Source organism: Streptomyces sp. NRRL S-495 (genome assembly GCF_000966955.1).
Classification (GTDB): domain Bacteria; phylum Actinomycetota; class Actinomycetes; order Streptomycetales; family Streptomycetaceae; genus Kitasatospora; species Kitasatospora purpeofusca.
On record NZ_JZWY01000693.1, the window covers coordinates 1 to 6364 of the forward strand.

The following is a 6364-nucleotide window of genomic DNA, read 5'->3' on the forward strand; positions in this document are numbered from 1 at the left end:
CCGCCGCTCGGCGAGCAGCGCGGTGCGGCGGGCCGCGAAGGGGAGGTGCAGGCGGGCGACGAAGGCGAGGGCCTCGGGGGTGAGGACCTCCTCGAAGCGGTCCTCGGTGGCGCCGAGGACCTCGATACGGGTGGGCAGGCTCATCCGGTTCTCCTGGAGGCGGAGGGAGGTGCCCGGGGCCCCGTCCCTCAACGGGGCCCCGGGCGGTGGGGTGGACGGCGGCTCGTCCCCGACGAGCCCGCCGGGGTGGCTCAGTGGAACTGCTCGGCCTCGGTGGAGCCGGTCAGGGCGAGCGTCTCGGCGTTGGGGTTGAGCGCCGTGCTCACCTGGTCGAAGTAGCCGGTGCCGACCTCGCGTTGGTGCTTGACGGCGGTGTAGCCGTCCGGCACGGCGGCGAACTCGGCCTCCTGGAGGTCGACGTAGGCGGTCATGCCGTGCTCGGCGTAGCCGCGCGCCAGCTGGAACATCGAGTGGTTGAGCGCGTGGAAGCCGGCCAGGGTGATGAACTGGAACCGGTAGCCCATCGCGCCCAACTCCCGCTGGAACTTGGCGATCTGGTCGTCGTCCAGCGCGGCCTTCCAGTTGAAGGAGGGCGAGCAGTTGTAGGCCAGCATCTGGTCCGGGTGCTCGGCCTTGATCGCCTCGGCGAACTCCCGGGCCTGAGCGAGGTCCGGGGTGCCGGTCTCCACCCAGATCAGGTCCGCGTACGGGGCGAAGGCGAGGCCGCGGGAGATCACCGGAGCCATGCCCGGCTCGACCCGGTAGAAGCCCTCGGCGGTGCGCTCGCCGGTGCAGAAGCGGGCGTCGCGCTCGTCCACGTCGGTGGTGAGCAGATTGGCCGCGAGCGCGTCGGTGCGGGCGACGATCAGGGTCGGCACGTCGGCGATGTCGGCCGCGAGCCGGGCGGAGTTGAGGGTGCGGATGTGCTGCGCGGTCGGGACGAGCACCTTGCCGCCCAGGTGGCCGCACTTCTTCTCGGAGGCCAGCTGGTCCTCGTAGTGGATGCCCGCCGCACCGGCCGCGATCATGCCCTTGGTCAGCTCGAAGGCGTTCAGCGGGCCGCCGAAGCCCGCCTCCGCGTCGGCGACGATCGGCACCAGCCAGTCCGGGCCGCCGTCGGTGCCCTCGGCGGCGTCGATCTGGTCGGCGCGCAGCAGCGCGTTGTTGATCCGGCGCACCACCTGCGGGACCGAGTTGGCCGGGTAGAGGCTCTGGTCGGGGTAGGTCTGCCCGGCCTGGTTGGCGTCGGCCGCGACCTGCCAGCCTGACAGGTAGATCGCCCGCAGCCCGGCCTTCACCATCTGGACGGCCTGGCCGCCGGTGAGCGCGCCGAGGGCGTGGATGTAGTCCTGCTCGTGCAGCTGCTGCCACAGGCGCTCGGCGCCGCGCCGGGCGAGGGTGTGCTCCTCGCGGACCGTCCCGGCCAGGCGGACCACGTCCGCCGCCGTGTAGCTGCGCTCGATGCCCGCCCAGCGCGGGTCGGACGCCCACCGGGCGGCCAGTTCCGCCGCGCGCCGCTCCTGCTGCTGCCGTACCGACTCGGTCATGGTGATCCGCTCCCGGGCTCGTTGCCGTGTGTTGCGAAGAATGTGGTGCTGCAAAGGGTGTGGTGCTGCGAAGGATGTGATGCCCGCCACCAGGAGGGCGGGCGCGGCCGGGGTACCGGGCGGGCGGTGCTGCACCGCGGGACGTGGATCCGCCGGGGACGGGCGCCAACACCCGACGTCCGGCCGGTGGTTGGTGCCGTCCGGGTTCGGGACCCGGCCGCGGCACGACTCTGGCAGGCCGACGGGGGCGCCGTCACCGCTGGACGGGTGCCAAGTTCTGCGAAGCCGGAACAGTGAATCGGTGAAGTCTGCGAAGACCGGGGCGGGCCCGAACGGCTAGGGTGGGCGCCCGTCGACCAGGGAGGCCGGGACACATGGGCAGGACCTTCGCCGGGGCGCGGCTGCGCCGGCTGCGCGAGGAGCGCGGCCTCAGCCAGGCCGCCCTCGCCCGGCTCCTCGACCTCTCGCCCAGCTACCTCAACCAACTGGAGCACGACGCCCGCCCGCTGACCGTCCCGGTCCTGCTGCGGCTCACCGAGGCGTTCGGCGTGGAGGCCGGCTACTTCGCCCCGCCCGACACCGCCCGGCTCACCGCCGAACTGCGCGACTCCCTGGGCGAGGAGGTCGCTGCCGGGCGGATCACCGCCGGGGACCTCGCCGAACTGGCCCAGCGGCTGCCCGCGGTGGCCGCCCTGCTGCTCGACGTGGACCGCCGCCGCCGCACCGCCGCCGAGCAGCTCGCCGTCCTGGCCGAGGACCGCGGTCCGGCCGCGGGCCTGACCGAGGCCCGCACTCCGCACGAGCAGGTCCGCGAATTCTTCTACCGGCGGGCCAACTACGTCGACGAACTCGACCGGGCGGCGGAGGAGTTGGCGAAGCGCATCGGGGTCCGCCGGGGCCGGGTGCGGACCGCGCTGACCGACCGGCTGGCCGAGGCGCACTCCGTCCGGGTGAGCACCGGGCCGGGCGGGAAGGACGACCGGCTGCACCACTTCGACCCGGTCGGCCGCACCCTCCACCTGTCGCCCCGGCTGCGGCCCGGCCAGCAGGCCTTCCGGCTCGCCACCCAGCTCGGCTACCTCGAACACGACGCGCTGCTCACCGAACTCGCCGCGCAGGACGGCCCGGAGGGCGCGCCGGCGCACGCGCTCACCCGGATCGGGCTGGCGAACTACTTCGCCGCCGCGCTGGTGCTGCCCTACCGGGTGTTCCACGACGAGGCGGAGACGTCCCGCTACGACCTGGAGCACCTCGCCGACCACTTCTCGGTCGGCCACGAGACGGTGTGCCACCGGCTCAGCACCCTGCAGCGGCCGGGTCTGCGCGGGGTGCCGTTCTCCTTCGTCCGGGTCGACCGGGCGGGCAATGTCTCCAAGCGGCAGTCCGCCACCGACTTCCACTTCTCCCGCACCGGCGGCACCTGCCCGTTGTGGAACGTCTACGAGACCTTCGCCGCCCCGGGCCGGGTGCACGTCCAGGTCGCCGCGATGCCGGACGGCCGCCGCTACCTGTGGACCGCCCGCGCCGTCACCCGTTCGCCCGGCGGCTGGGGGCGCCCCGGCAAGACCTTCGCCCTCGGCCTGGGCTGCGAACTGCGGCACGCCTCGCGCCTGGTGTACTCGGCTGGTCTCGATCTCACCGACGAGGCCGCGGCCACGCCGATCGGCCTCGGCTGCAAGGTCTGCGAACGGGCGGCCTGCCCACAGCGCTCCGCCCCGCCGATCGGCCGTCCGCTCGCCGTGGACGAGCACAGCAGCACCTTCGCGCCGTACCCGACCGGCCCCGGCGGCCTCGGCTGACCGACGGTCGTGTCCGGCCGGTCAGGGGCAGCCCGCCCGGTCAGGGCCAGTTCACCCGGTCAGGGGCGGCCCGCCCGGTAACCTGCCGGGGTGCACGGGTTCGGGGTGACGGAGTTCCAGTTGGTCCTGCTGCGGCGGATGGCGGACTTCCGGCCGGAGTTGGTCGAGGACGCGGTCCGCCGGCTGGGGGAGACCCGGGCGGGGATGCGGGAGGCGAACAAGCGTTGGCAGGCGATGCTCAGGGCGCCGGGGTTCCCGGGTGGCGGGCGCCGTTACACCGCCGTGCTCGGGCCGCCGGAGGCGGTGGTGGCACGGCGGATCGGGGACCTCGCGTGCTCCGCCCGGCAGTGGGCGCTGCCGCTCTGGCCCGGGTTGCGGTTCGAGGTCCTGACCGGCCCCGCCGAGGTGGGCGCGCCGGTGCTGAACGCCTGGCTGGTGCGGGCGGCGGACACCCCGCCGCCGGTGCTCCGCACGCTCGACGACCTGCGGCCGTGGAGCTGCGTGGTGGCCGATCTGGGCGCGGCGTTCCCGCCCGCCGTGCCGCGCGAGGGCAGTGCGCCGAACCGGTTCCGGCTGGACTTCACCGCGCCGGACGCCGAGGGCCGGCCGCAGGCCCGCACGGCGGACTTCACCTGGGGCCTGCTCCAGGAGGTGCGGCCGCTGGACAACCCCGCGCCTACGACCCCGGACTGAGGCGCCTCAGCGCCGGTGCAGCCGGTGCACCGTGCGCCCGCCGACCACCGTGCGGTCGGGTTGCAGCCCCCGCAGCTCCTCGACCGGACAGGTCAGCGGGTCGGTCGGCCACAGGGTCAGATCCGCGAACGCGCCGGTCCGCAGGGCGCCCCGGTCCGCGCTCTCCCCGGTCAGCCGGGCCGCCGCCGAGGTGTGCAGGGCGATCGCCTCGGACCGCTCGATCGCGTGTTCCGCCCCGACCACCCCGGCCACGGTGCGGCGGGTGGTCATTCCCCAGACGGACAGCATCGCGCCGTACGGGCCGACCGGGAAGTCCGAGCCGGCGGCCAGCATCGCGCCCTCGTCGAGCCATTCGCGCAGCGGGAACAGCGCGCGGGTGCGCTCCTCGCCCCAGGCCCGCTGCTGGGTGGGGGCGCCGTCGTGCAGTAGCGGGTGCTGCACGGTCACCGGGATGCGGAGGGCGACGGCCCGGGCCCGCTGGTCGGCGCGGGCGAGGCCGCCGTGCTCCACGACCAGGGTGCCGGCGGGCAGTCCGGGGCGGCGCGCGAGCACCTCCTCGAAGACGTCGAGCAGGGTGCGCAGACCGCGGTCCCCCCAGGCGTGCACGCCGACCCGCAGTCCGCGCCCGACCACCCGGTCCACGGCCTCGGCCAGCTCCTTCGGCTCCCACAGCAGCCGGCCGTGGTAGCAGGGCTGCCCCTGGTACGGCTCCTCCAGGGCGCCCGCCTCGAAGCCGCCGTCGATGCCGAACTTGACTCCCCAGACCGAGAGCAGGGCGTCCTCGTGGCCTGCGGCCCGCCAGGCGTCGACGCGGTCGAGCAGGGCGTCCACCTCCTCGGGGGTGCGGACGGCGAAGCCGGAGACCAGCGCCCGGACCCGGACGGCGAGGGCGCCCTCGGCGCGGGCGGCGCGCAGCACGTCGAGGTCCTCGACCGGGACCAGGCAGTCGCGGACGGTGCCGATCCCGGTGGCGGCGTAGGCGGCGGAGGCGGCGCGCAGTCCGTCGATCCGCTCGGCGAGGCCGGCCCGGGGCAGGACGCGTTCGGCGAGCTCGATCGCCTTGTTGATCAGGCGGCCGGTGAGGCGGCCCTCGGCGTCGCGCTCGATCACGCCGCCGGGCGGGTCGGGGGTGGCGGCGGTGATGCCGGCGAGCCGCAGCGCGGCCGAGTTGAGCACCATGTTGTAGGCGCCGCGGCGGACCAGGACCGGGTGGCGGTCGGTGGCGGTGTCCAACTCCCCGGTGGTGGGCATCCGTTGCTCGGCGAGGTTGACCTCCTGCCAGTTGACGGTGGTGGTGATCCACTCCCCGGCGGGGGTGGTGGCGGCGCGTTCGCGGACCAGGGCGAGGAAGCCGGCCAGGTCGGCGGCGCGGTGGACGGGCACGCCGTGCACGCTGTGTCCGGCGAGGATCAGATGGGTGTGGGTGTCGTCGAAGGCGGGCAGCACGGTCGCCCCGGGTGCGTCGACGACCTCGGTGGCGGGGCCGATCAGTCCGTCCAGGCCGTGCGGGTCGGCGGCCAGGGCGGTGATCCGGTCGCCGGTGACGGCGACGGCGCGCCGCGGCGGCTCGCCGGGGACCAGGGTGTGCACGGCGGCCGCGCGCACCAGCAGGTCGGCGGCGGGCTGGTGGGGCTGCGGGGTCATCTCACGGCTCCTGGCGGTGGTGGGCGGCGGTCACCAGCCCGGTGACCTGTTCGACGTGGCGCAGGCTCGGCCCGGCGAGCAGCGTGTGGAGCCCGGTGAAGACGGCCCGGGCCGCGACGGCGTTCCAGTCGGGCGGCAGCAGCGGGGCGGGCAGTCCGGGGTCCAGGTAGGGCAGCCGCCGCCACTGGGTGAGCATCGGGACGTAGTCGCGGAACGCCTCGGCCGGGGCGAGGTCGGGGTGGTCGGCACCGGCGCTGGAGCCGGCGTCGCCGCTGCGGCTGGCGAGGACGGGCCGCCAGGTGTCGGTGAAGGCGGCGTACTGGCCCTCGATGGCGGGGAAGTCCCACCAGGCGGCGACGGCGGTGCGCAGATCGGTGAATCCGGCGTACTCGGCCGAGAGGAAGAGATGGACGTACGCGTCCAGGCCGAGGCGTTCGAGCAGGCGCCGGGCGTCGGGCAGGACCCGGGCGGGCGCCAGCCAGACGCCGGGGGCGGCGTTGCCGAAGCCGAGCCAGCTGAGCCGGGAGCGCAGGGTGTGGCGGTGGGCCCGTTCGGACTCGGGGACCGAGAAGACCGCCACCACCCAGCCGTCGGCGAGTTCGGCGGGCTCCAGGCTGCGGAAGATCCGGCGGTCCCCCTCCTCGAACACCGGGCCCATCGCGGGGGAGAGGCGGTAGCCGG

General features: G+C 75.2%; 6 protein-coding genes. 2 read left to right on the top strand and 4 right to left on the bottom strand.

Annotation, left to right across the window (positions count from 1 at the left end; genetic code table 11):
* Together VR45_RS50725 and aceA are read right to left on the bottom strand one after the other, a co-directional pair.
* A partial coding sequence (locus VR45_RS50725; protein WP_159394414.1) for a hypothetical protein occupies positions 1 to 144 on the bottom strand: 144 nt, incomplete at its 3' end.
* Between the two features lie 107 nt (positions 145 to 251).
* Positions 252 to 1547, bottom strand: a complete 1296-nt coding sequence (gene aceA, locus VR45_RS31015; protein WP_045943200.1) for an isocitrate lyase — start codon at positions 1545 to 1547, stop codon at positions 252 to 254.
* A gap of 374 nt (positions 1548 to 1921) precedes the next feature.
* On the opposite strand from aceA, the gene VR45_RS31020 reads away from it, so the two are divergent.
* Both VR45_RS31020 and VR45_RS31025 read left to right on the top strand, forming a co-directional pair.
* Positions 1922 to 3346 (top strand): short-chain fatty acyl-CoA regulator family protein, encoded by a 1425-nt coding sequence (locus VR45_RS31020; protein WP_045943201.1) that lies wholly within the window; start codon positions 1922 to 1924, stop codon positions 3344 to 3346.
* A gap of 138 nt (positions 3347 to 3484) precedes the next feature.
* A complete protein-coding gene (locus VR45_RS31025; RefSeq protein WP_234326332.1) occupies positions 3485 to 4039 on the top strand; it encodes a hypothetical protein in 555 nt (184 codons plus the stop codon).
* Between the two features lie 6 nt (positions 4040 to 4045).
* Here the strand turns inward: VR45_RS31025 and VR45_RS31030 are convergent, their stop codons facing one another.
* Together VR45_RS31030 and VR45_RS31035 are read right to left on the bottom strand one after the other, a co-directional pair.
* Positions 4046 to 5683, bottom strand: a complete 1638-nt coding sequence (locus VR45_RS31030; protein WP_045943203.1) for an amidohydrolase — start codon at positions 5681 to 5683, stop codon at positions 4046 to 4048.
* Between the two features lies 1 nt (position 5684).
* Positions 5685 to 6364 (bottom strand): PaaX family transcriptional regulator C-terminal domain-containing protein (locus VR45_RS31035; RefSeq protein WP_045943204.1); only part of this gene is annotated, 680 nt, incomplete at its 5' end.

Bases quoted from the DNA above. Each gene is read 5' to 3' on its own strand.
- aceA (WP_045943200.1), bottom strand. From the start codon at position 1,547: ATGACCGAGTCGGTACGGCAGCAGCAGGAGCGGCGCGCGGCGGAACTG.
- VR45_RS31020 (WP_045943201.1), top strand. From the start codon at position 1,922: ATGGGCAGGACCTTCGCCGGGGCGCGGCTGCGCCGGCTGCGCGAGGAG.
- VR45_RS31025 (WP_234326332.1), top strand. From the start codon at position 3,485: ATGGCGGACTTCCGGCCGGAGTTGGTCGAGGACGCGGTCCGCCGGCTG.
- VR45_RS31030 (WP_045943203.1), bottom strand. From the start codon at position 5,683: ATGACCCCGCAGCCCCACCAGCCCGCCGCCGACCTGCTGGTGCGCGCG.